This window comes from Paracoccus sp. (in: a-proteobacteria) (genome assembly GCF_030538755.1).
Lineage (GTDB): Bacteria > Pseudomonadota > Alphaproteobacteria > Rhodobacterales > Rhodobacteraceae > Paracoccus.
In genome coordinates this window covers 1-2,415 of record NZ_JAUNTJ010000048.1, presented here as the reverse complement: position 1 = coordinate 2,415, position 2,415 = coordinate 1, and the positions used below count along the sequence as shown (strand labels likewise).

2 protein-coding genes are annotated in these 2,415 nt (G+C 64.8%); both read right to left on the bottom strand.

Annotation, left to right across the window (positions count from 1 at the left end):
- Positions 1-1,368: aldehyde dehydrogenase family protein (locus Q4G14_RS15015; RefSeq protein WP_303362574.1), on the bottom strand; the 1,368-nt coding region annotated here is incomplete at its 3' end.
- A 12-nt stretch (positions 1,369-1,380) separates the two neighbouring features.
- The coding region (locus Q4G14_RS15010; protein WP_303362573.1) for a zinc-binding dehydrogenase at positions 1,381-2,415 on the bottom strand (1,035 nt) is incomplete at its 5' end.

Sequence of the window (2,415 nt, the reverse complement as noted above, 5' to 3'; positions counted from 1 at the left end):
GCCGAATTCGCGCCCGTAACCGGAATGTCTGAACCCGCCAAAGGGCGCCTGCTGGTCGTCCTTCATGCCGTTGATGGCGACACGACCGGCAAGGATCTGGCGCGCCACGCGGCGGCAGCGTTCCGGGTCGGTGCCCTCGACAAAGCCATGCAGCCCGTATTTGGAATCATTGGCGATGCGGATCGCGTCGGCCTCGTCCTCGTAACCGATGACGCAGAGCACCGGGCCAAAGATTTCCTCTTGCGCGATGGACATGGCGTTATCCACATCGACAAAGATCGTCGGGCGCACGAAAAAGCCGTCCTCAAAGCCCGCGGGCTTGCCAAGGCCCCCGATCAGTGGCGTGGCACCGGCGTCGATGCCGCGCTGGATATGGTCCTGAATCCGGGTCCATTGCAGCTGCGAGACCATCGGGCCGATGGCGGTGGCGGGGTCGTCGGGCAGGCCGACGGGGAAATGTTCCATCGCCGATTTGATCGCGGCCTTTGCCTCGTCCATGCGGCTGTTCGGCACCAGCAGGCGGGTGCCCGCCGCACAGGCCTGACCGCTGTTCAGGAAGGCGTTGACCAGCGCACTGGGGATCGCCTTGGCGAAATCGGCGTCATCCAGAACCACGGTGGGCGATTTGCCGCCAAGTTCCAGCGTGACGCGCTTCATCGTCGCGGCACCGTCGCGCATGATCCCCGCGCCCACCCCGGCCGAGCCGGTGAACGAGATCTTGTGCACATCGGGGTTGCGGACCAGTTCCGCCCCCACGACATCGCCGCGCCCCGACACCACGTTGATGACCCCCGCCGGCACGCCTGCGTCATGCAGACATTCCATCAGCACCTGCGTCTGCCAGGCGCTCAGCTCACTGGGTTTGGCCACGACCGTGCAGCCCGCCGCGATGGCCGAGGCCATTTTCGCCGTCAAAAACAGCGCATTCGCGTTCCAGGGCGTAATCAGGCCGGCCACGCCGACCGGCTGGTAAAACACCGTGGTGCCGTTCCACTGCCGCACCATTTCAGTTTCGCGCAGCGCCTGTTCGACGGCGGGGAACACGCTGACCGCGCCTTCGCAGATCACGGTGGAAAACTGCCGCGTGCCGCCATATTCGCTGACCATCGCGTCGATCAGATCGCCAAGCCGCGCCTCGGTGGCCTTGTGCATCCGGCGCAGCAGGTCGATGCGTTCCTCGACCGTGGTTTGCGAAAACGCTACCAGCGCGCGGTTGGCGGCGGCGATGGCGGCCTGGGTATCGACCTCATCGGCCAGCACGACATGGCCGGATTTCTTGCCCGTCACCGGGTCGAATGTTTCCAGAATCTCGGTTCCATGCGGGGTGACAAAAGCCCCGTCAATGTAATGTTTTGTAATCTCACGCATCTTGGTTTCCTTTCAGAAAGACGTGATGACGACACGGTTCAACGTGCCGGAATGAAGGGCCTCGTAACCCTCGTTCACCTCGGCCAGAGAGATTTCGCGCGACACCAGATCATCCAGATTCATCCGCCCTTGCAGGTAAAGATCGGCATACATCGGGATGTCGCGCTTGAAGTTGGTCGAGCCGTAATTGACGCCCTGCACTCTGGTCTGCTGGCCGATCGCACCGATCACACCGACGCTGACCGAGGCACGCGGATCGACCGCGCCCGCCATATAAAGCCCGCCGCCGACGCCCAGCATGTCATAGCCCTGCTGGCTGACGGCGCTGATGCCGACGAAATCAAAGACGTGATCCGCGCCGCCGGGCAGCAGATCGTGCAGCGCGGCGACCGCATCGCCCTTGGATGAATCGATCACATCCGTTGCGCCAAACTGGCGTGCCATATCCAGCCGGTGCTGGTTGATGTCCACGGCCACGATCCGCGTGGCCCCTGCGATGCGCGCGCCGGTCAGGGCGTTCAGCCCGACCCCGCCCGCACCGATAACGACCACGGTTTCACCCGCCGCCACGCCTGCCGTGTTCAGCACCGAACCCGCGCCGGTCACCACCCCGCAGCCCAGCAGGGCCGCCTGCGCAAAGGGAAATTCGCGCGGCAGAACGGCAAGCTGGTTTTCATGGATCAAGGCGCGTTCGGCAAAACCGCCAAGGCCAAAGCCCTGAAACACCGGCTTGCCGTCCAGCGTCAGCCGTGGCGGCTGCCCCGGCGCGCGGAGCGTCGCGCCGGGATTCTGGCATTGATAGGTCCGGGCCGAAACGCAGCGCGGGCAGGCCCCGCAGGATTGCGTCAGCGTGGCGACGACGTGATCGCCGAGTTGCAATTGCGTCACATTCGGGCCGATGCCGATCACGACGCCCGCCACCTCATGCCCGTAAACGGCGGGCAGGGGCGATAGTTCGGTGGTCGCGAACATCAGGTCGGTGTGACACAGACCCGAGGCGCGCACCTCGACCAGCACCTCGCGCCCCAGCGGCGCATCAATGGCGAC